18 protein-coding genes and 1 pseudogene are annotated in these 23,875 nt (G+C 59.6%); 7 read left to right on the top strand and 12 right to left on the bottom strand.

Annotated features, from left to right (window positions below; genetic code table 11):
* Window positions 1–30 precede the first annotated feature (30 nt).
* The 12 genes and pseudogenes from HYZ49_18660 to HYZ49_18605 all read right to left on the bottom strand — a co-directional run bounded on the left by HYZ49_18660 (window position 31) and on the right by HYZ49_18605 (window position 17,519).
* Window positions 31–564 carry a DUF2199 domain-containing protein gene (locus HYZ49_18660; GenBank protein ID MBI3244305.1) on the bottom strand — a complete coding sequence of 178 codons (534 nt, stop codon included), beginning with the start codon at window positions 562–564 and terminating at the stop codon, window positions 31–33.
* A gap of 70 nt (window positions 565–634) precedes the next feature.
* A pseudogene (locus HYZ49_18655) lies at window positions 635–2,102 on the bottom strand (hypothetical protein).
* Window positions 2,103–2,513: 411 nt separating this feature from the next.
* Window positions 2,514–3,575 carry a VWA domain-containing protein gene (locus tag HYZ49_18650; protein ID MBI3244304.1) on the bottom strand — a complete coding sequence of 354 codons (1,062 nt, stop codon included), beginning with the start codon at window positions 3,573–3,575 and terminating at the stop codon, window positions 2,514–2,516.
* A 10-nt stretch (window positions 3,576–3,585) separates the two neighbouring features.
* Window positions 3,586–4,593, bottom strand: a complete 1,008-nt coding sequence (locus HYZ49_18645) for a VWA domain-containing protein (GenBank protein MBI3244303.1) — start codon at window positions 4,591–4,593, stop codon at window positions 3,586–3,588.
* A 14-nt stretch (window positions 4,594–4,607) separates the two neighbouring features.
* A complete protein-coding gene (locus tag HYZ49_18640; protein MBI3244302.1) occupies window positions 4,608–5,522 on the bottom strand; it encodes a DUF58 domain-containing protein in 915 nt (304 codons plus the stop codon).
* Window positions 5,503–6,516: a MoxR family ATPase gene (locus HYZ49_18635; GenBank protein MBI3244301.1), complete on the bottom strand. Its 1,014-nt coding sequence runs from the start codon at window positions 6,514–6,516 to the stop codon at window positions 5,503–5,505. The genes HYZ49_18640 and HYZ49_18635 overlap by 20 nt, the downstream gene beginning before the upstream one ends.
* A gap of 11 nt (window positions 6,517–6,527) precedes the next feature.
* Entirely contained in the window at window positions 6,528–7,268 is a 741-nt protein-coding gene (locus HYZ49_18630; GenBank protein ID MBI3244300.1) for a trypsin-like peptidase domain-containing protein, read from the bottom strand.
* Between the two features lie 624 nt (window positions 7,269–7,892).
* Window positions 7,893–12,332 (bottom strand): PAS domain S-box protein, encoded by a 4,440-nt coding sequence (locus HYZ49_18625; protein MBI3244299.1) that lies wholly within the window; start codon window positions 12,330–12,332, stop codon window positions 7,893–7,895.
* Between the two features lie 20 nt (window positions 12,333–12,352).
* A complete protein-coding gene (locus HYZ49_18620; protein ID MBI3244298.1) occupies window positions 12,353–13,258 on the bottom strand; it encodes a response regulator transcription factor in 906 nt (301 codons plus the stop codon).
* Window positions 13,259–13,367: 109 nt separating this feature from the next.
* Window positions 13,368–13,748 (bottom strand): response regulator transcription factor, encoded by a 381-nt coding sequence (locus HYZ49_18615; protein ID MBI3244297.1) that lies wholly within the window; start codon window positions 13,746–13,748, stop codon window positions 13,368–13,370.
* 185 nt (window positions 13,749–13,933) lie between these two features.
* A complete protein-coding gene (locus tag HYZ49_18610) occupies window positions 13,934–14,611 on the bottom strand; it encodes a response regulator transcription factor (GenBank protein MBI3244296.1) in 678 nt (225 codons plus the stop codon).
* A 61-nt stretch (window positions 14,612–14,672) separates the two neighbouring features.
* Entirely contained in the window at window positions 14,673–17,519 is a 2,847-nt protein-coding gene (locus tag HYZ49_18605) for a PAS domain S-box protein (protein ID MBI3244295.1), read from the bottom strand.
* A gap of 173 nt (window positions 17,520–17,692) precedes the next feature.
* On the opposite strand from HYZ49_18605, the gene HYZ49_18600 reads away from it, so the two are divergent.
* The 7 genes from HYZ49_18600 to HYZ49_18570 all read left to right on the top strand — a co-directional run bounded on the left by HYZ49_18600 (window position 17,693) and on the right by HYZ49_18570 (window position 23,871).
* On the top strand, window positions 17,693–18,649 hold the full coding sequence (locus HYZ49_18600) for a polysaccharide deacetylase family protein (protein ID MBI3244294.1): 957 nt from the start codon (window positions 17,693–17,695) through the stop codon (window positions 18,647–18,649).
* Window positions 18,650–18,722: 73 nt separating this feature from the next.
* The gene (locus HYZ49_18595; protein ID MBI3244293.1) at window positions 18,723–19,100 is read left to right on the top strand and encodes a hypothetical protein; all 378 of its coding nucleotides are present in this window, start codon (window positions 18,723–18,725) and stop codon (window positions 19,098–19,100) included.
* 112 nt (window positions 19,101–19,212) lie between these two features.
* Entirely contained in the window at window positions 19,213–19,914 is a 702-nt protein-coding gene (locus HYZ49_18590) for a response regulator transcription factor (protein MBI3244292.1), read from the top strand.
* Window positions 19,915–19,970: 56 nt separating this feature from the next.
* Window positions 19,971–21,041: a hypothetical protein gene (locus HYZ49_18585; protein ID MBI3244291.1), complete on the top strand. Its 1,071-nt coding sequence runs from the start codon at window positions 19,971–19,973 to the stop codon at window positions 21,039–21,041.
* Between the two features lie 94 nt (window positions 21,042–21,135).
* Window positions 21,136–22,134, top strand: a complete 999-nt coding sequence (locus HYZ49_18580) for a PD40 domain-containing protein (protein MBI3244290.1) — start codon at window positions 21,136–21,138, stop codon at window positions 22,132–22,134.
* Window positions 22,135–22,977 (top strand): carotenoid biosynthesis protein, encoded by an 843-nt coding sequence (locus HYZ49_18575; protein ID MBI3244289.1) that lies wholly within the window; start codon window positions 22,135–22,137, stop codon window positions 22,975–22,977.
* A 510-nt stretch (window positions 22,978–23,487) separates the two neighbouring features.
* Window positions 23,488–23,871 (top strand): nuclear transport factor 2 family protein, encoded by a 384-nt coding sequence (locus HYZ49_18570; protein ID MBI3244288.1) that lies wholly within the window; start codon window positions 23,488–23,490, stop codon window positions 23,869–23,871.
* Window positions 23,872–23,875 lie beyond the last annotated feature (4 nt).

The raw sequence follows: 23,875 nt of genomic DNA, 5'->3' as shown, positions 1-23,875 counted from the left end.
GCTAACGAAAGTACGGGCATTTGCACGCAGCTAACCCCACCCGTGCAAGATCAATTCGGCGATTTCTTTGATGCGAGCCATTGTTATCCCTTCCCGTTGTTCGATTGCCAGAGGATGTTTTGTCGGTTCGAGTTCAATATAAGGGCGAACGCCAACCTCCCTCATATGAACCTGTGTTTTCAAATTGATTGTGTTCGGATATACAGGTAAGTTGGTACAGAGCCAGCCGAATGACGGGGGATCCTTAGTGCGTTGGGGATCCTTCCAGAGTTTAAGCGCTCGGCTAAAATTTTTCTTGCTAAGGGAAACCCACACTGTGTAAGCAAAAGGTTGACTAGAATCCTGCACTGGAATTTCGATATTGCCTTTGATAAAGTAGTTCTTTTTGAAAAAGTCATCGCCACGAATCACACAAGTTTCTTCATCTAAATGCCCCCAGACGTACCGAAGCATTTTCGGTATGCCGTACCAAGACTCTGGTGCATAGGATCCGTAACTCATTGGTGGGCCTTCATGATATTGCCCACAATGATTGCAGAAATAGCGGTTTGATTGATCAGTCATGATCTTTTGCAAGATTGAAAAAATCTGTGAAATCTGTGCGCTTTGCGTCTGTGGTTCCTTCTCTCAACTGTCATTCCAATTCCTGCTTGAGTTTGTCTACAGTCGTCTTCAACACCTTGACCCGCGCATGCCATTTGTCGTTGGCTTCCACAACTGTCCAGGGCGCGGCGTGGGTGCTGGTCTTGAGTAACATGTCCTCAACGGCCCGCTCGTAATCTTCCCACTTGCCCCGGTTGCGCCAGTCTTCGTCGGTGATCTTCCAGGACTTGTAGTCGGTCTTCTCCCGCTCTTTGAAGCGCCGCAGTTGTTCCTCCTGACTGAGGTGCAACCAGAACTTGAGAATGATCGTCCCAAAGTCTCGCAACTGTCGCTCGAACTGATTGATCTCGCTGTAGGCCCGCTTCCAGGCCGCCTCGGTGCAAAAGCCCTCCACCCGCTCCACCAGCACCCGCCCGTACCACGAGCGATCAAAGATCGCGATCTGTCCTTGCTCCGGCAGTCGCCGCCAGAAGCGGTAGAGATAGTGCCGTGTCTTGTCGTCGCCTGACGGGGCCGCAATGGGCCACACCACGTAACCGCGCGGGTCCATTTTGGCTGTCAGCCGTTTGATCGCGCCGCCCTTGCCCGCCGCGTCCCAACCTTCAAACACGATCACCATTGGCCGCTTTTGGGCATAGACCTGGTAAGCCAGCAGGTGCAATTCGTTCTGCAGGCGCTCAAGCTCGACGTCGTAGTCTTTTCGCGCCAGCCGCAATTTGAGATTCACGTTCTCAAGCATGGGCGGCCTCCTTCGGCTTGCGTTTTGTTTTGGCTGGTTCAGGCGGCGGTTGAAGCCCCAGCCGCCCTTCCAGTGACCGGATCAGCGTCTCGTAAACTTTGATCCGGGTAAAGTAGCGGTCGGTCGCTTCCACAATCGTCCACGGCGCGTAAGGCGAGTCGGTGCGGGCCAGCATCTCTTCCACCGCTGTCAGATATTTATCGTAAGCTTTGTGTTGGGCGGCGTCTTCCTCAGTCACCTGCCACGCCGTCAATTTATCCTTGAGCAGTTTCTTGAATCGCCTGCCTTGCTCCTTCTTGCTGATGTGAAGCCAGAACTTGACAATGGCCGTCCCGTCGTTCGCCAACTGCTCCTCAAACTCGGCAATGTCCTGATAGGCTTGCCCCCATTCACGCTTCTTTACTGTCTTGCTTACACGGTCAATCAGCACCCGGCGATACCACGAGGTGTCGAACATCACCATTTGCCCGTAAGCCGGAGTCTTTTGCCAGAAGCGCCACAGCCAGGGATAACGAGTCTCACTCGTGCGGGGCGGCGAGATGGGCACCACCCGGAAGCCGCGCGCGTCGAGCTGTTCGGTGAGGGTGTTAATCGTGCTTCCCTTGCCGGCGGCGGCCCACCCTTCGAACACAACGGCCACCGGCGCGTTCGCCTTGAACATCGCGTGCTCAAGGTCGTACAACCGCTGTTGCAGTTCCGGCAGGCGGCTCTTGTATTCGGTCTTGGAGACCGACTGATTGAGATCAACTTGTTCGAGCATAGAGTTTCATCCTCTTGGCTTAGACCGGTGGCGCGGTTGATCACCTCTTGCGCTTGCGGCAATATACTTCAACCTTGTTGTGGCTGTCAACGACAAGTAAACTGCTTGCCAACGCGCCAAATCTACAGCCTGTTGCCGCGCTTCACGGCCAAAGACTTGATGCCCGAAGATTGATTGCTGTTGATCGGCTACGTCGAGAAGATTCTACAGAAGGGCAAGCACAGCCGCGACGAGTTATAGGCCGGGCGCGCTCGCCGGTGTTGACAAGCGCGCGGCAGGATTCCGGCTTGAGTTCAGAAACTCTTCAGGGCTTTCCCAAAGCTGTTATGAGGAGGCGGCATCCCCAGATGCCGTCGGATGCCTGCACCTGGAGCGCAGACTCCGCGACTTTAGGGATACTCTGAGAAACTCTCAGGGCAGTGGATGCCAGATCATTGAGAGGGCGACGGCCAGCGCCGCCAGGAGCGCGCCGAGGGCCGCAAACGCGACGCTGATTTCGGTGGTTTCGTGCCGGGTAATCAAATGGATGGGCAGGTTCTGGAAAACTTCCTGAAGTTCGCCCGCGCTCTCCGCCGAGAAATATTCCCCGCCGGTCATCTCGGCAACTTGCCTCAACGTCGCCTCATCAATCCCCCGGCGAAATCCACCACCGCCCCCGCCGCCAAAGAAAAGGCCACCGCCAAAAGGGTCTCCGCCCTGAGAGGGTTGGCCGCAAAACGGCAGTGACTGACTCTCATTGGCCGTGCCAAACCCAATCGTGTAAACGCGGATGCCCCGGTCAACCGCCTGTTGCGCGGCCTCCAGCGGCAACGGCCCGGTATTGCTCACGCCGTCAGTCAGCAACACAATAATGGCCGGAGCGTAAGCGCCCTGTGGCACGGGCGTGGGCTGAACGCCGGAGGCTAATCCGCTCACACTCGGCGCAACACTCTGATCAATTTCGGCTATGGCATCCAACGACTCGAGGATGGCACTGCCAATCGCCGTCCGGCGGGCGGTGAGCAGGCTGTCAACCGCGTCTTCCAGCACTTCCTGATCGGTAGTGGGCGGCTGGATCAACTCGGCGAAGCCGGCGAAGGCGACGATGCCGATCTGAGTCGTGGCGCTTTGGCGTTGAATAAACAACCGCGCCGCGGCTTTGGCCGCCTCCAGCCGGTTGGGCGGAATGTCGGTGGCGCACATGCTTCGTGAGACATCCAACGTGAGAATAACCGTCGTTCGCCCGGCGGGCACGCTGACAATCGTCACCGGCCGCCCCAGCGCCACCACCAGACTTGACAGCGCCATCACGAACAGGGCAAACGGCAAATGCCGCCGCCAGAACGAGTGGCGGGGCAGAGCGGCGCGCACCAGAGTCAGGCTGGAATAGCGCACTGCAAAACGCTGTCGCCGCCGTAACATCCAAACGTAGGCCACGACGACGAGCGGAATTAATCCCAGCAGGAATAAGAAAGCGGGCCAGAGCCAGTCCATCTTTCACCTTTCACGGTAAGCGGCTGAACCACCAGAGCGACAGCGCGCCGCCAACCAGCAACAGGAGGATGCTGACGCCCGCGAAAATTGAGGTAACTTCCATTGTTTCCGGTTTGATCACCAACTGCGGATCGATGTTTTCGTAAATCGCGCGCAAGTCTTCTTCATCTTGAGCATTGTAGTAAGCGCCGCCAGTGAGTTGGGCGATTTGTTGCAACATGGCCTCGTCCAACTGGGTGTGGATGTTGAAGCCGTCAATTTGCAGGGTGGTCCCCGCCGCGCTGCCAATGCCGACTGTGTAAATACGCACGCCGCGCTCGGCGGCGGCCTGGGCGGCGACCAGCGGGTTTGGCGACACGTTGTTCTCACCGTCGCTAAGCAATAGGATGACTGCGGGCGAGTAAGTGCCCGGCGGCACTGGCGTGGGGGCCAGGGTGGGCGCCGGAGTCAGATTGCTGAGGAGAAGCGGGTCTTGCGCTACATTCGTGGCAAGGGTGTTAAGCGAAACAAAGATTCCGTTGGCCAGCGACGTGCCACGCGCCGGGGTCAGGCGGTTGACGGCGGCGAGAATTAGCTCCTGATCGTTTGTCGGCGCTTGCACGGCAAAGCCGCTGTCGCTGAAAGCGACAACGCCGATCTGCACGCTGGGCGGCTGGCGTTGAACAAAGTCCAGGACGGCGGCCTTGGCCGCTTCCATCCGGCTCGGTTGCATGTCATCGGCGGCCATGCTTCCGGAGACATCAAAGGCCAGGATCACCGTGCCTTCCACCCTCGGCAGGCTGACGACGGCTTGCGGGCGGGCCAGGGCGATGATGAGAATGGCGATCGAGAGCATGAAGAGCGCCGGGGGCAAATGGCGGCGCAAACCGGGCCGGCGGCCCGAGTCCGCTTGCGCCAGCCCCAGACTGCCGTAGCGCGCCACCAGTCGCCGTCGCTGTTCCAGCCGCTGCCAATACAACCCGGCGAACAGTGGAATCACCACCAGAAGAAATAACATCACCGGCCAGATGAAGGTCATAGGTCAATTCGCTTTCATCTTCGCCGTTGCCGCCGCAGGCCGGCAAAACGCACAATGGCTCGCGTCAGGTCTTCCTCGGTCGAGAGCGACAGCGCATCCACGCCGGCTCGTTTGAACGCCGCGCCCAATTCTGATTCGCGCTCCCGGGCCGCCTCTTGAAAACGCCGGCGAAAGCTTTGGTCGTGCGTATCCACGTAGAGTTGCTCGCCGGTCTCTGAGTCCTCCATGATGACCGGGCCGATGTCTGGAAGCTCGGCTTCGCGCAGGTCCCACAGGCGAACGGCCAGAACCTCGTGCCGCCGGTTGAGCAGGCTCAGGGGCCGCTCCCACCCTGGCGCGCTGATAAAATCCGAGATGATGAAGATCAACGAGCGCCTCTTGATGGCTTGCAGTCCGGCTTCGATCAGCGGAGACAGGTTGGTGAACGGCGCTTTGGGCAGACGTGGTTGCTTGAGCAGATCGTTGATCAGGCGCAAGACCTGGAGCCGCCCGCCCCGGGCCGGGATCGCGCGCAGCGGCTCCACCCGACCGCCGTAGAACATTGCCCCAACGCGATTGCCGTGACGGGTGAGCAGGCGGGCCAGGGTGGTGACGAAATCAATCAACACCGTCCGCTTCAAACTCCGGGTCTGGGTCGTGCCAAAGTCCATGGACGGACTCAGGTCGAGCAGAAACCAGGCGGTGAGATCGCGATCTTCGACATATTGGCGGACATACGGCGTGTCCATCCGTGCCGTGACGTTCCAGTCAATGTAGCGAATGTCGTCCTCTGGTTGATATTCGCGCAGGTCGGCAAAATCCACGCCGTAGCCGTAAAAGAGGCTGCGGTAGTCGCCCTGCAAAAGGCCGTCGAGGCGGCGGATGACCTGCCAGTCGAGGCGTTGCAGAATCCGGTCGGGCATTCCCCGCTCAGGCGTTGACGCGGACATTGACATGCTCGTGCAGGGGCACCACCGGGATCGGGATGCGGTCGAGAATCTTTTTCAACAGGTCGTCGCCGGCCACGTTGTCCGAGAGCGCCTCATAGGAAAGCACCAGGCGGTGGCGCAACACGTCGAGCGCCATGTCCAGCACGTCCTGCGGCAGGGCGTAGTTGCGCCCGCGCACAAAGGCCAACGCCCGCGCGGTGAGGATCAAGTTAATTGAAGCGCGCGGGCTGGCGCCGAACATGACGTAGTGCTCTAATTCTTTCAGGCCGTGTTCTTTGAGGCGGCGCGTCGAAGTTACGATGCGGACGGCGTAGTCAATGAGAGCCGGGTCTACGTACACCTGGTCGGCGGCTTGTTGCAGGCTCGCCAACTGTTCGGTGGTCAACACTTTCTGCACGGCCTGCAACACGCCCGTCATCCGTTCGACGATGACGAACTCTTCAGTGGGGCTGGGGTAGCCGACCAGCACCTTGAGCATGAAGCGGTCCACCTGGGCTTCGGGCAAAGGGTAAGTGCCTTCGGTTTCAATAGGGTTTTGGGTGGCCAGCACCAGGAAGGGATGCGGCACCTTGAAGGTCTCGCGCCCGATGGTCACCTGTCTTTCCTGCATCACTTCGAGCAGGGCGCTTTGCACTTTGGCCGGGGCGCGGTTGATCTCGTCGGCCAGCAGGAGGTTGGTAAAGACCGGGCCGAGCGAGGTGTTGAATTCCCCCGTCTTCTGGTTGTAAATGCGGGTGCCAATTAAATCAGCCGGGACCAGGTCGGGCGTGAACTGGATGCGCTTGAATTCGCCGCCAATGGCCTCGGCCAGGGTTTTGATCGCCAGGGTCTTGGCCAGGCCCGGCACGCCTTCGACCAGGATATGCCCTCGAGCCAACAGCGCCACGACCAGCCGCTCCAGCAGGTGATCCTGCCCGACGATGACTTTCTTCACTTCGTACAAGACGCGCTCCATCGGGGATCGGTTTTCGGGCTTGGCAACTTGATCCATCATCATCTCCTTTGTTAATGAGGCGGTGAACCGGCGGCGGCGGCGGCTTCACCGATGGGCACGGCAAAGCCGATTCCGATAAAAACATCCTGTTCGGTTGGATTCACAATTCCGGTGATAATGCCGATCACGTGGCCGTCACGGTTGAGCAGCGGGCCGCCGGAGTTGCCGGGATTCACGGCGGCGTCCACCTGAATTAAGCCTTGTAAGATTTGCCCGTTATCCGGTTGTTCAAACGATCGGCCGAAACCGGAGATCACCCCGGCGCTCATCGAACTGTAAAGGCCAAAGGGGTTGCCGACGACAAAGGCTTCGTCGCCGACACGACTGGCATCGGGGTTTCCCAGGATGGCGGGCACTAACAGCGCCGGGAGCCGGTTGGCGCGCAGAACGGCGATGTCGTTTTCCGGCTGTTCGACAATCACCTGCGCGCCGGATTGAGTGCCATCGGCAAATGTGATCCGGATGGCTGAGGCTTTGGCGACGACGTGCAGGCTGGTGAGAATATCGCCCAGGTCGTCAATCACAACGCCGCTCCCCAGGCGGCCTTCTCCATCGTCCAGGCCCGAACCCTGTGTTTCGATGAGAACGAGCGAAGGTTGTATCACCCGGTACACGCGGGCCGAGAAGGTGGGGGGCGGCGTCGCCGAGGCCAGGGCCTGGGCAACGACTTCATTCATCTCGCTTATCGTCAGCGGGCGAGGGGCGGGAAGGAGAAGGTTATAGAGCGCGAGTGCCACAAGCGTGGCCAACATGCCGGCGGCGAACGGCAAGGCTCTTCGGGCGCGCCGACGAAGGCGTAGGAGGCGGGGTCGCCACGACACAGGTTGTGAAGCGAACGGCTCGTTCATTGCTCTTCTTTTTTGCTTGTGAGGAAAAGGCCCTTCGGGAAACGCCTCTGTTGAATCTCAGCGAGGTCTCCGGCTTTAACGGGAAATGGAACGCAGATTCACGCTGATAAACGCAGATTTATTTTTGGCTCTACCAGATTTAACGTGAAAAAAAGTTTTGGGACGCAGACGCTCTGCGCGCTGATTTTCGCTGATAAAAAACAAAATCTGCGTTCATCTGCGCGCTTTGCGTCTGCGTCCCAATTCACGCTCAAGCCGGGAGACCCATTTCTTTTTACGTTGAACCTGGCAGAACCATCACAATCAGCAAGACCCACTATAGCATTATTTTCTGCGGCAAAACTGAGACAATGCTGAGAAGCCGTTACTGTACTGAACAGTTGTTTAGAAATGGAGTAGACGGAATGAATGGGAAATGAAAGCCAGCCTGCCCCGGGAAACGGATTGCCACCGGAGTGAGAGATGCAACTTATGTTCTGCGCGGCCTGGCAGGTGAGGTGTTGCCGGCCCTGCTTCAGGCGGCGCAACTTACTCGTTCGTCACGAGCATCAAGAACAACTCCACCACCTGCGGATCAAAGTGCTTGCCCGACTGTTCTCGAATGTGCTCGAGCACTTTTTCTTTCGGCCAGCCCTGACGATAAGGCCGGTCGGCGAGCAAGGCGTCCCACACGTCCACGACGGCGAAGAGGCGGGCGGCCACTGGTATTTGCTGGCCGCTCAGCCTGAACGGATAACCGGAGCCGTCCCATTTCTCGTGGTGGTAGCGGGGGATGTCGAGCGCCGGGCGCAGGTAGGTGATGGGCGAGAGCATGTCGTAAGCATACTGCGGGTGCTTACGCATGACCCCCCACTCCTCGTCCGTCAATTTATCCGGCTTCAGCAGAATGGCGTCGGGGATGCCCATCTTGCCGATGTCGTGCAGAAGCGCCCCGCGGCGCACGTGTTCCAGTTCGGCTTCGCTCATGCTCACCGCCTGCGCCAGCCGCATGGTCATTTCGGTGACGCGCCGGCTGTGGCCCTCGGTCTCTTTATCGCGCAGATCGAGCGCGCGCGACCAGCCTTCGATGGTGGCATCGTAGGCCAGGGCCAGTTCCCTGTTGGAATCTTGCAAGCCTTCGAATAGTTCCACATTGTCTATGGCGATAGCGGCCTGACCGGCCAGAGTCTCCAGGTAGTTCAGCCATTCCGGGTCGGGCTTGAGCGGCGCGCGGTGGAAAACTTCAAAGACACCTTTGACCTGCCCTTTGGCGACGAGCGACACCCCGTAATAGCTGATAAAGCCTTCAGCTTGCAAAAGGGGCGTGAGCAGAGGATCACTCTGAGCCTCCGCCAAATTTGGGATCGCGACAATGCGCCGTTCCAGGGCGGCCCGGCCGGCGTGCCCCTCGCCCAAATGCAGACGTGTCTCTTCGATGATTTTGGAGCTGAATCCTTGCCCGGCGGCGTATTTCAACATCTGCGTTTGCGGGTCGAGCAGGAGCACAGTGGCGGCATCCACGCCCAACTGGGCCACTACCTGCCTGAGGACAATGTCGAGCGTGCCAGGCAAGTCAGAGCCGGAACTGATGGCAGTGTCAATGGCCCGCAGAGCTTTCAATTGTTCAAGGCGTTGCCGGGTCTGCTCGTGCAGGGCGGCGCGGTGAATGGCGTTGGCGGCAATTTCGCCGATGGCGGTGAGCAGGCGCAGGTCGTCCTGGGTAATGTCTGAAAAAATGGCCGGCCCGCCGGCCTGGCCCCGGCCCGTCCACAGCACGCCGATAGTTTGACCCTGGGCGATGAGCGGAACGCAAGCGACAGCGGAAGTTTTCTTGAAGAATTCGGGGTGGACGACCGGGGCCTCGCCTCGCACGTCATTGGTCAGATAGGGCCGGCCGGTGGCGGCCACCAGGCCGCCGATGCCTTCGCCGGGCGGGAGCCGCAAACCGGTGGCGGTTGCCCATTCCCCGCGCCCCAGTTCAATCACCACCTGGCCCGCGCCAGAGTCGAGCATTCCTACCGCAGCGCTGTCCACTCCCAGCAATGCGAGCAGTTGTTCGAGGATGATGGGCAACATCTCGGCCCGCGACTGGGCGACGCGCAAGGCAGTGGCAACGGCGAGAATGGCTTCGCGCTCGCGTTCGTGCTGTTTGCGCTCGGTGATGTCGCGGAAGCTCAACACTCGGCCTATGATTGTGTCGCCGATGGCTTGAGGCTGGGAGTAAACCTCGACGGCCCGGCCATCTTTAAGCTCTATCGTGTCCTGGAAGATGGCCGCCGGGTCGGCCCGCAAGATGCCCACTTTGGCCAGAAAGTCTTCCGGGTTGCGTAGTCGAGGCAGGGCATAGGCCATCACCTGTTGGCTATTTCGGGTCTCGAGAATGTGACTTGGAATGCCCCACATAGCCGCGAACTTTTGATTGAAGTTGATGATTTGATTGCCGCCGACAACCAGAATACCGTCGCCGGTGGATTCGAGCGTGGCCTGGAGCACGGAGAGTGAGCGCTCCAGTGCGGCTTCAGCCAGCTTGCGCTCGGTGATGTCCAGCATCACGCCTTGCACGATCTGCAATTGGTCGAATCCATCATTGGCCACCACTCCTTCATCATGAATCCAGACGGCGCGGCCATCACGGGCCAGCAGGCGGTATTCAAGCGGGGAGAACTCGCCGCTGTGCGCGGTCCTGTCCAGCTCCGCCAGCACTCGCTCACGATCGTCGGGGTGAAGCCGTTGCATCCAGAAATCCGGTTGAGCCAGCCACTCGTCTGCCGAGAATCCCAGCATCCTTTCCACTTGCGGGCTGATGTAGGTTTCGGTGTACGGCCGGTCGAGGGCGGCGGCGTAAATGATGGCCGGAACTTGATTCACCAGTGTCCGGTACTTGGCCTCTGCCAGCCGCAGGGCCGCCTCCATTTGCTTGCGTTCCTGTAGTTCGCGTTGAACATCGTCGAGCAGGCGGGCTTTGGCAATCGCCAGGGCAATCTGCCCGGCGGCCTGCTCACAGCGGGCGATCTCGTCCGGGGTGAAGTGGTGCGGCTGGTTGAAGGCGATCAGTGCCGCCCCCAGTTTTTGGCCGTCGGCGATCAGCGGCAGGCCCAGCACCGAGCGGGCCGGGTACTGCGCGGCGATGCGCGGGCTGAGATAAGGGCTGTTGAAAACGTCGTCGGCGACCAGGGCGTGACCGGCGCGCAGGACCGAGGCCGTCATCGTCAACTCGCCGTCGGCGGCGCGTGCTGTGTAATAGTTCTCGCGTAGTTCGCCGGAGGCGGCAGTGGGGACGGGCAGTTGCCGGGCCTCATCCCACATCGTCAGGTAACAGCCGTCAGCGTGGATCAGCTCGCCCAGCCGGTCGGCCAGAGTTTGTATGAGAGTTTGAAAATCGAGGGCGCCGACGGCGGCCTGGGTGATGTCGTTGAGCCGCGCCAGGTAGAAGGCGTGTTGGCTCAGAGCTTCTTCGGCCTGCCTGTGTTCGCTGATGTCTTTGATGATGGAGATGAAATACTTGGGCGCGCCCGACGGCTCGCGCATGAGGGCGACGGTCAGGCCGATCCAGACGTGGGAGCCGTCTTTGTGGATGTAACGCTTCTCCAGGGCATACGTCTGCATTTCCCCGGCCAGAATCCGGCGGACGTGATCGAGATCAGTTTCAAGGTCGTCGGGGTGGGTGATGTCTTGAAACGTGAGTTGCAGTAGCTCCTCGCGGCTGTAACCGACGATGTCGCACAACGCCTGGTTGACTCTCAGCCAGCGCCCATCCGGGCTGACATTGGCAACGCCTACCGCCGCCTGCTCGAAGGTGGCCCGGAAACGCTCTTCGCTCTCGCGCAGAGCTTCCTCGGCCAGCTTGCGTTCGGTGATGTCACGCGCCATGCCGCGCACAATCGGCTCGTTGACGCCTTCGGTGCGCAGAGAATTATCGTATTCCCACACGCGCCTTTCGCCAGCTTTGGTTTGCACCACCATTTCTCCGCTCACAACGCCCCTCTTTCGCATTCTTCTCAGATAAAGCTCAAACTCGCTCAAAGCCTCGGGCGCCAAAACGTCACGGATATTCATCCTGAGCAACTCGTCGAGGCTGTAACCCAGGAGCCGCGCCGCCGCCGAGTTGGCCGACCGGATAAAACCTTGCAGGTCGTGAGTGCAAATCAAGTCTTGACTGTGTTCCACCAGATCGCGATAACGGTCTTCGCTGTCGCGCAACGCCGCCTCCGCTTGCCTGCGTTCGGTGATGTCGTTCGCCATGACCAACCGGGCCGGCCGGCCGTCGAACCGCATTTCGTGCGAGGTGATTTCCACGTCAATGAGGCGGCCATCTTTGGTGCGATGCCGCCAGTGGCCGCTTCGCTCAAGTTTCTGCGGCGGTTGGGCCAGGTTGTCGAGCAGGGCGGGCAGGTCTTCGGGTGGGCGGATGTCTTTGATGATCATGGCCAGAAACTCCTCTCGCGAATAGCCATAGTGGTGAATAGCGGCGTCGTTGACGGTGAGGAAGGACAGTGTTTCAAGGTCGTAGACCCACATCGGGTGCGGGTTGCTGTCGAACAGCAAACGGTAACGCGCTTCCGAGTCGCGCAGAACTTGCTCGGCCTGTTTGCGGCCGGTGATGTCGCGGAAGTTGACGGCGATCGCGTTCACTTCAGGCTCGGCCAGGTGGTTGCTCGCCGTTGCCTCCAGCCAGCGCCACGAGCCGTCTTTGTGCCGGAAGCGAAACTGGCTGGCCACGGTTGCGCCCGGCGTTTGGGTCAATTGGGCGAACAGGGCGGCGCTGGGCGGCAGATCGTCCGGATGGATTAACTCAAAGGCGTTCTGTCCAACGAATTCGTCATGGGTGTAGCCAAGTATTCGGGTGGTGGCCGGGCTGGTGTAGAGCACCGCACCGTCGGCGGCCACCAAAGAGACCGCGTCGGCGCTGTGCTCGACCAGGGCGCGGTAATGCGCTTCGCCCGCGCGGGGCGCGGCGTTGGTTCGTTGAACGTTGATGCTGTCAGCCATGAATAACCTTGTTGAGCAAGCTACATTGCCAGGGCCGAAGCGATGTAGTCGGTCATGATCATCGCCAGGCGCAAGGTGGAAGGTGTCGGCTTCCGGGACATGGAAGACCCGGCTTGCAGTGGGCAACGGAAGTGCAAGAGGCCTAACACATCCCCTTGAAACGTGGCGAAGGGCAGGCACAGATAGCGTTGCGACTGATCTGGCTGATGAGCCTCGCCCCGGCTAATATGTTCACAGGCACAACCGGGGCGGCTGTTTGTGTGAGCGTAACCCCTTCTCAGCGCCCAGCACTCGTAGGCTGAGAACGCGCCGTCGCCGGTGGTGGCCGGGAACCCGCCCCACGAGGCGGCCAATTCAAAAAAGCCATCGTCGGCGCGGCGCATGTAGAGCGCGCCTGGCACGGTTGGGAATAACTGCCGGGCAAAATGTGCGATGATGGCCCCTGCTTCACCGGAGCTACGGCAGGCCCGGAGTTCGCCGCTCATATCTTTGAGTAGGGCTGTTTCGCAGTCGTGTTGCTCATTTTCTGGGAACATGGCTTTCTCACTTTGCTCCTGCCCGGAGAATAGGCGCTCTACCAGAGTCAGCAGTTGAGCGCCAAGCTCCGATTTGGCAATGAAACCGTCGGCGCAGGCCGCGAGGGCGGCGGCGCGATACTCCGGGTTGTCGTACAGCGTGGTGATGATGATGCGCGGCGAGTTGGGGCGGGCTTTGAGGCAACGCGCCGCTTCCAGGCCGTTCAGGCCCGGCATACGCAAGTCAATCAGGGCCAGGTCGGGGCGCAGAGCGGCCACGAGCGCCAGAGCCTCGCCGCCGGAGTGCGCCTCGCCCACAATTTCGAGCCAGTGTTGCCCGACCAGAAACTGTTTGATAGACTCCAAAAATTCGCGGCTGTCGTCAACCAGTAGGGTGCGAATAGGTTTCATGGGGTTAAGATACGCCTGAACGGACAATGGCGGAATCAGGGGAAACCCGAAGCGGGCGCGGGGAAAGACTTAAATGTGGAGCAAATTGCCAATTTGCTCCACGCTCGGCTCAGTCGGATGGAGGGGCAAAGAGGCGATCTATCAGCGGCATCAACTGCACGGCGAGTTCGGCTTTGGCGATGAAGCCGTCAGCTTTGGCGTCGGTTGCGGCGCGGCGATATTCGGCCTGGTCGTGCAGAGTGAGGATGACGACGCGAGGCGGCTGAACCGAGGCTTTGAGGCGGCGGGTCGCCTCCAGACCGTTGAGTCCGGGCAGGCGCAAATCCATCAGCACCAGATCAGGTTGAAGGCGCGAGACAAGTTCCAGCGCTTCGCAGGCCGAGTGCGCTTGCCCGACGATGTCAACCCGGCTTTGCGCGGCGAGAAACCTGGCGGCTGACTTTAGAAATTCGGGGCTATCGTCCACCAGCAGAGTGCGAATTGGCTTCATGTTCAAGCGCACTTTATGCTAAAACAAGCCGGGGCGTTATCGGGGAAACCCTGATAGACCGACGCGGTCTTGAAGACCGCGTCGGTCTGGCCTTACCTTTGGTTCTGCAGGGGGAGCTTCCCAGAAGAATAGGGAGCGACTTAGAACCAAAGGGTGTGGGCGGATTAGACCGGCTAAACTGAGCGCTACTTATCCGACGTGATCAGCCCAATTCGAATCGCGTAACGCACCAGTCCGGCCACGTCGTGAATGTTCAGGCGCTCCATGAGTTGGGCGCGGTGCGTTTCGACGGTCTTGACGCTGATGTTGAGTGTTTGGGCGATGGCCTGGGTTGTGTTGCCTTCGGCGATGAGTTGCAGGATTTCGCGCTGGCGCGGGGTGAGGCGAACCTGGCCGCCCGGCTCCTCGCCGGCTTCGCCGGGTTGGCCGCCAACGCGTTGGATGTAGTCGTCTACCACGCGCCGGGACACGGCCGGGCTGAGGTACATCTCGCCGCGAGCCACGGCCCGCACGGCGATCTCCAACTCGGACAGGTTGGCATCTTTCAACAGATAACCGCTGGCGCCGCTGTGCAGAGCCTGCCACACGTATTCTTCGTTGGTGTGCATGGAGAGAATGATCAGCCTCACGTCGGGAAAATCTTTTTTCAAATGGGCGGCGGCCTCCAGGCCGTTCAGCCCCGGCATGGCAATGTCCATCAGAACCAGATCGGGCTTGTGTTGCTCGATCAGGCGCAAGGCTTCGCGGCCATCGCCGGCCTCGGCCACCACTTCCACGTCGGGCATGTTCTGCAGCAGCGCCCGAATCCCGGCGCGCACCAGGGCGTGGTCGTCGGCGAGGAGGATGCGGATGGGAGTGGTCATAGTGAAGCGAGAACCAGGGAACCTGGCGGATTAGACGGGCGACCTCATCTCAATGCTCATCTTACGGCAACGGAAAGCTAATCTTTATCTCAGTCCCTTCGCCCGGCACGGAGTCGATCTCAATCTTACCGCCGATGAGCAAAACGCGCTCTTCCATGCCCAGCAGGCCAAAACTGCCGCCGCGAGCGGCGCGCGCCCGCGCCGCCCGCGCCTCAAACCCCGTTCCATCGTCGCGGATGGTGAGGCGCAATTCATCACCGCTTTGCCGCAAGTCCACCCACACTTGCCCGGCTTGAGCATGGCGGGCCACGTTGGTCAACGCTTCCTGCGTCACCCGAAAGCAGACGGTTTCAATTTCAGGCGGCGGGCGGCCCGTGGCCGGGTCGGCCATGAAGTGGACGGCGGTTCCGGTTCGTTGTGTGTAACGATCCAAATGCCAGCGCAGGGCCGGAACGAGGCCCAGGTCGTCGAGCAGAGAAGGCCGCAACTCCACCGACAGATTGCGCACTTGTTGCAGAGCGTGTTCGACGATGTCAATGCTCTCTTGAATCTGCGGTTCAAGCCCGGCGGCGGGCGCGCGCTCCAAAGATTGCAAACTAAGTTTCAGGGCGGTGAGCGCCTGGCCGAGTTCGTCGTGCAGTTCGCGGGCGATGCGGCGGCGCTCGGCTTCCTGCGCCTCCAGCAGTTGCTTGGAAAGGGCTTGCAGACGTTCGCGGCTCTCGCGTAACTCGTCGAACAGGCGCACATTCTGGATTGCCGTCGCAATCTGGGTCGCTACCGTTTCCAGCACGTTTTGATCCGCGCTCGTGTAAGCATTGAGCCGGGCTGTTTCAATATTGATCACGCCGATGACTTTGTTGCTTACCCGAAGCGGCACACACAACTCTGAGCGGATGTCGTCGCGCATTGAATAGTAATGAGGCTCCTGCCGCACGTCGCCCACGCAAATGCTTTGCCCGGTTTGCGCCACCCAGCCGGTGATGCCCCAGCCGGGCCGAATCTGATGGGACTCAATATAAACCCGGTCGGCTTCAACATAAGCCGGGCCTAGCCCTTTGTCGCTGACGGCAAACGGCAGAAGCCGGCCCGTTGCCTCTTCAATCAACAGCGCCGCGCCGTATTCATAATCGAGCACCTCTTCAAGCACCCGGATGACTTCCTGCGCCAGCGCCTCAGGTGAGAGCAGTTTCTGCAACTGCCGGCCCGCCCGGTGAATGGCGGTTAGCTCTTTGAGGCGGCGCTGGATTTGCTCGTGCAGACGAGCCTGCTCCTCTTCGGCCTGCTTGCGCTCGGTGATGTCTTCGCCGATGCTGGCTGTGCCGATGACGTTGCCCGCTGTGTCGCGCAACATGGTGTTGTTCCACAAGATGTCTCGTTGCTCACCGCTCTTAGTGAGAATGGGGTTTTCGTAGTGGGCCGATACGCCGCCAGCGGACAGGGCGGCGACGAAGGTCTGGCGGACCTCGCCACGCTCGCCCGGCACAAACATGGCGAACCAATCCTGGCCCAACGCCTCAGCGCGTTGCCAGCCCGTGAGCGTGAGCAGATAATCGTTGCAGAATGTGACCCGGCCTTCCAAATCCAGCATGACGGCGATCAATTGCAAATCGGCCAGCATTTCGCGGAAGCGCCGCTCGCTTTCGCGGAGCGCGGCCTCGGCCTGCTTGCGGTCGGTGATGTCCAGCAAAGTCGTCAGGCGATGTGGCACACTGTCGAGCGAAATTGTATCCGCTGAAAGCAGAATATGGCGAAGACTGCCGTCGCGAACTCGCACAGCGACCTCGGCATTACGCAACGAGCCTTCAGTGCGCTGGATAAGTTCGATTATTTTCTGGCGCTCCTCCAGGCTGACGATCTGCAAATCCACAACGCTCTTCCCAAGAATCTCCTCCGGGGAATAGCCGAGGAAATCTGCATACGCCTGATTGATATCCACATTCTTGCCGTCGAGCGTGGCTAGGACGAGCATCGCCGGGTTGGAATGAAACGCTTTGGAGAATCTCTCCTCGCTCTCCCGCAGTGCGGCCTCGGCCTGTTTGCGTTCGGTGATGTCCTGAAAGAAGATGGCGAGGCCGTCTTTGGAAGGGTAGATACGATTCTCGAACCAGCGGTCGTAGGGCGGGTAATATTCTTCGAGGTGGACGGGCGTTTGTGTCTCGACGGCCTTGTAGTAAGCCTTGTAAAAGGGCTGGCCGATGCCCTCCGGGAACTCAGTCCAAATATGTTTGCCGATCATGTCCTCGGGCCGCCGGTTGAAAATCTGCCCGGCCTTGTGGTTCATGTAGGTGTAGCGCCAGTCGGCGTCCAGCGCCACAAAGGCGTCACCCATGTTTTCAAGGATGTTGGTGATGCGGGCGTGCTCCTCTTCGGCTCGCTGGGCCTGGTCGCGCTCGGCCACCGTCTGCGCCATTTCCTCCATCGCCCGGCGCAGTTCCAATTCGGTGATGGCCGTCCGGCGCAAAGCTCGCAGAGCCGCCAACTGCTCCGATGTTAGTTCGCGCGGCACGCGGTCAATCACGCAGAGCGTGCCTAAAGCGTGGCCGTCGCGAGTGACGAGAGGCGCGCCGGCATAAAAGCGAATGTGCGGCTCGGCGGTGACGAGCGGGTTGGCGGCGAAACGCTCATCGGCCAGCGCGTCGGGCACGACCATCACGTCGTCGGGGCGCAAAATGGCGTGGGCGCAAAAGGCAACGTCCCGCGAGGTCTCCGGCGTGGCGAGGCCCACCTTTGACTTGAACCACTGGCGGTTCTCGTCTATAAGGGTGACAAGGGCAATGGGCGTTTCGCAAATTTTGGCGGCCAGCAGGGTGAGGTCGTCGAAGGCCTCTTCGGGCGGGGTGTCGAGAAGGTTGTACCGGCGCAGAGCGGCCAGCCGTTCCGGTTCGTTTGCAGGTAGCGGCGCTTTCATGAGGGCATCCTTTCCTGGTTAGCGATCTTCCAACCCCTCAACTTCATCATAGCAGAATTTTGTTTCAGGGTTACGCCAAAGTTACCGCGACGGTTAATCATTCGTAACTTTGGCCGGAACTGGCGGTGAACCGGGTCTCCTAAAGTGAGAGCAACTCACTCAGGAGGCCCGTTATGTTTCGGAAACTTTTTTTGCTCTCATTGCTATTGACGACTCTGGTCAGCGCGGTTGCGGTTGATGAGACCCAGCCGGTCGAGCTGACGATGAAGGCCATGCGCCCGCGCCGGATCGCGACTCCGGTTTCACTGGTGGAAGCCGCCACTCAAACAGTGGCGTTTGCCCCGGCTATGCCCGTTGGCAGTGAACCGCCCAACGTCGTCTTCGCCGCCTCGCCGGAGCCAACTGCCATCCGCCTGCCCATCATCGAATATCACTATTCCTACTTTAGCATGGGCAAGGGTGTGTCCATGAAGCCGGAGTGGTTTGACGATCAACTGCGCTGGCTGTCCGAGAACAACTTTACGACGCTCACTGCCGAACAGCTTGCGACTTTTGTCGAAGGGACGTTTGCGCCGCCTCAACGCTCCGTCGTTTTGACGTTTGATGTCGGCGGCTCGAAGTTCGACGACTATGAGAACGTCATCATCCCGGCTTTGCGGCAGTATGGCTTTCACGCCATCTTCTTCGTGCTGGCCAGCCGGACGCTGGACGAGTGCGACGGCGAGAACGCCTGCTGGCCGAGGCTGGCCGAGTGGCAAAAGGAAGGCGTGATCTCGGTTGGCTCGCACAGTTGGTCGCACATTGATTACACCACCATGTCACCGGAGCAGATCGCCATGGACGCGGGCCGCTCGAAGAAACTGATTGAGAAGAAGATCGGCCAACCGGCGTTGGGCATTTGCTATCCGTTCGACTCGCCCAACCCCGCCGCCTTCTCTATCCTTGAAACGTTGGGCTACAAATTTGCCGTCGGCGGCCACACTCGCCATGACCGGAGCGTGGCGCTCGGCGACCCCGAACCTTACAACCTGCCGCGCTACTATCCGTATTCCGGCGATGACTTTTACCCCATCATCGGCGTCACGGGCGGGTTGACGTTTGAGGAGATGGTGTTGGGGGCGATCAAGTAGGACAACGGATTTAACGAATTCAACGGATTTGATCCGTTGAATTCGGCAGACCCGTTGTTGCCAAGAGGTCATCATGTTCCAAAAAGCCGTTCTATTCACCCTGGCCTTTCTATCCATTCTCGGCCTGGCAATGGTGGATGCCACTCGCGACGACATCAACCTGAGCGCCCTGATGCCAACCGGCGTGGCCGAGCACCGCAACCAAACCGCCACTCTCACCCCAGACCGACTCCCCAGCGCGCCTCACGGACGCACCCTCTGGCTCAACCCGCAGAAGACTCGCCTGGCCGCCCTGGCGCATGGCACACTGCTGGTCTGGGACACCGACACGGGCGAACTGGTCGCCGACTACCAAACAGACACGATCTCCGCTCTCGCCTTCAGCCCCGACGGCAAGTTCATCGTGAGCACCAGCGTGGAGGGGGCGGTGAGGGTTTGGGCGGTGCCGTAAGACAGTGAACAGTGATCAGTAAACAGTGAAAAGTGCGCTAACAACTGGCTACTAATCACTGTTCACTGACCACTGACCACCGGCCACTACCTACTTGCCCTCCAGACTCACCATGTCTATAATCCCCCACATGCCGCCCAAAATTTTGCTGGCCGACGACAACCCGAACATCCTCTCCTTCGTCCAGCCGGCGCTGGAGCGCGAGGGTTACACGGTCGTCACCGCCGCCGACGGGGCTGAGGCGCTATACAAGTGGGAGACTGAGCATCCGGCCCTGCTCATCCTCGACATCGAAATGCCCGACCCGAACGGCCTGGCCGTCTGCCGCAAAATCCGTGACGCGGGCGACACCGTGCCCATCATCTTCCTCACCGTGCGCGACAGCGTGAGCGACCTTGAGTTCGGCTTCTCGCTCGGCGCGAGCGACTACATGCCCAAGCCGTTCGACATTCGCGAACTGCTGGCGCGGGTGAAGGCGCGACTGCCAAGAGCCGTGCAGGAGTTCGACAACTACCTGCGGGTGGATACTTTGCGCCGGGTCGTGAGCGTCAAGCGTGACTCTGGCTGGGAGGCCGCCGACCTCACCCCGCGCGAATTTGACCTGCTCAACTACCTTGTCACCAACGCCGGTCGCCCCCTCAGCCGCACGGCGCTCCTCGAAGCTGTCTTCGACATCCCCGGCGACAGCGACATTGAAACCAAGACTCTCGAAAAGCACATCTGGGCCTTGCGCCAAAAGATTGAGCCGAATCCGAAAGAGCCGCGCTATCTTGTGAACGTGCGCGGGGTGGGGTACAAGTTTGATGTGAGTTGACGACAAATGACAGACGACGGACGAAGGTCCTTCGTCCGTTGTCTGTCGTCTCCTTTATGCCTGACGTTATCTTCTACTTCGGCCCTCTCGAATTCATTGCCATTGTTCTGGCCCTCATCGGCCTCACAACGGCGATCATCCTTTTTCGCCAGCGGCAATCGTTGACTCGCCAGCGCCGCCGCCTGCTCGACGGCTTCCCTTACCCGGCCTTGCTCTTTCAGCGCAACCACCTCGCCGCCCACAACACCGCCGCCGAAGCCTGGCGTGAGAATCTCGACGCCATCGCCCTCGTCGCCGACTCGCTTCACAACGGGCAGAACATCGTCCGCAACATCCCGGCGGTGGAAGGCCAATCATTTCAAGCGCGGGCCATCCGACTCTCCAAAACTGAAACGCTGGTTCTGCTCGAAGACATGGCCGCCGCCCAGCGCCAGCAAGCCTTCTATCGCAACTTCATCCAGAACGTCAGCCACGAACTCAAGACGCCGCTCACCGTCATCCAGGGCCACGCCGCAAAAATTGGCGACGCGCCCGACGACCGCGAAGGTTTCCTGGCCTCGCGCCGCATCATCGCCGACGAAGCCAAGCGCCTCACCCAACTCGTAGACAACCTGCTCACCCTCTCTCGCCTCGAGTCGCCCTCGTTCACCATTGATCGCGCCCCGCTCAACTTCGGCGGCCTGCTCGAAGAAGCCATCCTGCAAATTTCCGATCTGGCCGAAGAGCGGCGGCTGGCTCTCAGCCTCAACCTTGCGCCCGGCTTGCCGCGCCTCGAAGGCGACCGCGCCCGCCTCAAACAAGTGATCCTCAACCTGCTCGACAACGCCCTCAAATACACGCCGCCCGACGGCGAGATTATTGTTACCGTTCGTAAGGGCGAGTCCGAGACTCGCCCCTACATCGAATGCTCGGTGCAGGACACCGGCGAAGGCATCCCGCCCGACGACCTGCCCCACATCTTCGACAAGCTCTATCGCGCTCGCCGCGTCAAAGGCCGCCCGGTCGAAGGCTCCGGCCTCGGCCTGACCATCGCTCAGCAAATCATCCGCGCTCACGGCGGCGACATCACCGTGCATTCCGAACTCGGCAAAGGCTCAACCTTCACCTTTACCCTGCCCTATGCCTGAAAAGAAATTCTTCACCGCAAAGACGCAAAGGGCGCAAAGTTCTTTCTGGATTTTTTCTTCGCGAGCTTCGCGCCTTCGCGGTTTTATCTTCATATTGATATTGACAACCCTGGCCTGCACGATGGGCATTGCCCCGCGCTCGGTGCTTGACCCGACCCCCACCCCGCCTCCTACGGTTCAGCCGGCGGCAACGGGGGTTGCGTCCGCTACCCCCACAGTGACGACCCCCACTTCCACCCAAACTCCCACGCTTCCAACTTCTACGAGTCCGCCTCTCTCACCGACTCCCATCGGCAACTCCGGCCAACTCGTCTATCACTCCTCAACCACGCCTGGCCAGGAAGACATCTATCTTTTTGGATTTGGCGACGTTCAGCCCATCAACCTGACCAACGCCGAAGGCGCAGACATCACCCCACGCTTCTCGCCCGACGGCAGTCGCATCGTCTTCGTCTCCAACCGCGACGGCGACCGCGACATTTACATCATGAACACCGACGGCTCGAACGTCTTCAACATCACCAACAACGGCGTTGAGGACGAAGCCCCGGCCTGGAGTCCGGACGGGCAGAACATTGCCTTCGCCTCGAACCGCGACGGCAACTATGAAATCTATAGCATGGAACCGGATGGCACGAACGTAGTTCGCCTGACAAACGATCGCGGCTTCGACCTCTTCCCCAAGTATTCGCCTGACGGCTCGCAAATTGTTTTCTCCTCCAATCGCGAGAAGAACTACGAGGTTTATGTGATGCGCACTGACGGCGCTCAACTGCAACGCCTGACGAACGACCCCGGCAACGACACTTACCCGACCTGGAGTCCTGGCGGCGCAGAAATTGTGTTCGCTTCGGATCGAAACGGCAACTTTGACTTGTACCGCCTGGTGCTGGGCACGGCTGCCGTGCAAAACCTCACCGGCAACCTGGCCGTGGACGCTTCACCCGAATACTCGCCCGACGGCAAGCTCGTCCTTTTCGACTCGAACCGCGAGGGCGATTACGAGCTATACTTGCTCGACCTTGAAACCCTGGCCGTCACTCGCGTGACCGACAACACCGCCTTCGACGCCGACCCAAGCTGGAAGCCATAAATGAACGCCGACGAAGCCAAGATCAACCGCACGTTGGAACTGATTCTGCTTGCCGCCATTGTCCTTCTCTTCGTGGCACATATTGGAATCAACCTGTATCACATCACGGCCAAACTCCCGGCGGAGGCGCGCGTGCCGTGGCCGGTGCTGACCGTCATTTTCTCGTCGTTTGTGCTGGCCCATGCCATTTACATGCTTGGCTGGCGGCCCGCTTTGATCTTCTATGTGTTGACAATAGCCGTTGCCTTTGCCTTTGAATATGTCGGCCAGCGCACCGGCCTGATCTTTGGCCGCTATTACTACACGGATGTTCTAGGCTACAGATTGCTAGGCGTGGTTCCGGCTGTCATTCCCCTGGGCTACTTTATGGTGTTATACCCCAGCCACCTGATCGCTAATCTGGTCATCCAGGGGACTCCGTTCAGCCGACGGCAGGCGATAGTATGGCTGTTGTTGAGCGCCCTGTTGACGGCGATGGTGATCACGGCCTGGGATTTGACGATGGACCCGGCTCTGGTGAATGAGCTAAAAGCCTGGGTATGGCTGGATGGCGGCCCGTATTTCGGCGTTCCTTTCCAAAATTACGTTGGCTGGCTGGTCACCACCTTTACCATTTCTGCTCTGTACCGGCTGATTGAGCAAAGGCTCACATTCAAGCCGCTGGGCCGGATCAGAAAGTGGATTATCCTTCTGCCCTTGATTGGCTTTGGGATGCTGGCTTTAAGCTCGGTTGCGCTCGGTTATCCTGAAACCACCCGTGTCATCGCGCCGTTTGCTATGGGGACGCCGCTGATTGCGGCCATACTCCGGCTCTACCAACCGCCAACATCCGATGGACCTTAGTCGCCTCCCTAAAATAATAGCCCGGTCGAGTGCATCATCTTCGCGGAAGCGACACGAGTGTTGGTTTAGACTCAAGCACATGAGAAAAATTACAGATTCCAAAATAGTGACATGAATCAGTTGACAGCGGCATGAAGAGAGTCGTATGATGCAAGTGAAAATAAAATCGCTTGCAAGGTTTACGATGTCAGCAGTTGTTCGGCGCACCAGTGGTCGGACGACATTAGGCTGGATAGAGTCGCTCACTTATAGGCTTGCCCCAATTTGCGGGCGAAGAGCGCATGGCCCTGTAGTGGGCATCTCTGCACCATCTTCAACAGCCTGAACGAGCGCCATCCAACACAATGTCGGACGGGTGTTGCAAGGCTGGATAGGATATCGTAAACAAAGGACGACGGGCCTGAGTAGTGCAGGCCCGTCGCTTTTTAACACCTGGCAGGCGGGCGTTTCAAGTTAGATGTTTCTTGTTGGGCGGCCAATCGGCTTTCTACTGAAGGAGGTGCTATTTATATGAGTTCAACCCGCATGTCACGGTTAGAAGCGGCGATCCGAGTCGTCCTTGAGTTCAATGAGGCCTTCAACCGTCATGATGTCGCAGGTATGATGCAACTTATGAGCGACGATTGCGTCTTCGAAAACACTGATCCGGCCCCCGACGGCGCTGTGTACTCGGGGAAGGAAGCAGTCACTCAGTTTTGGCGGGACTTCTTCCGTGAGTCGCCCCATGCCCACATCGAAATCGAGGAGATTTTTGGCTTTGGCATTCGGTGCATTATGCGCTGGAGATACGACTGGGTAGATGTGGCAGGAAAAAAGGGGCATGTCCGAGGAGTTGATATATTCCAGGTGAAGAACGGTTCCATCTGCGAAAAATTGTCCTACGTCAAGGGATAGTTGC

The organism is Chloroflexota bacterium, from assembly GCA_016197225.1.
Lineage (GTDB): Bacteria > Chloroflexota > Anaerolineae > Anaerolineales > VGOW01 > VGOW01.
This window is presented reverse-complemented; position numbering and strand designations above follow the sequence as displayed.